A 232-nucleotide genomic window follows, 5' to 3' on the forward strand; every position below is an offset into this window, starting at 1 on the left:
CAGATTGGGCGTCAAGCTACGTTGATCCTATTGATGCCGAAGAAGCCAGCCGCCAGTGGGCCGCCGTCATGGCAGACCTGAACGCAGCCGGCACTATCGCAGACGCCAACGGCCATACCGTCGTCAGGCTGGTTGAGTTCAGAGTGCAGTACCGCAAGGCGGCAAAGCACGTGGCTGAGCATGGCGCGCTCCTTTCCAGCAAGCGTGCGAAAATCGGCCAGTGGAATCCGTA

At 60.3% G+C, this 232-nt stretch carries 1 protein-coding gene; it reads left to right on the forward strand.

Annotation, left to right across the window (positions count from 1 at the left end; all coding sequences use genetic code 11):
* The coding region (locus EOD29_RS36450; RefSeq protein ID WP_164764126.1) for a P27 family phage terminase small subunit at positions 1-232 on the forward strand (232 nt) is incomplete at both ends.

It is taken from the genome of Mesorhizobium sp. M1A.T.Ca.IN.004.03.1.1 (assembly GCF_003997555.1).
In the GTDB taxonomy this organism is placed as follows: domain Bacteria; phylum Pseudomonadota; class Alphaproteobacteria; order Rhizobiales; family Rhizobiaceae; genus Mesorhizobium.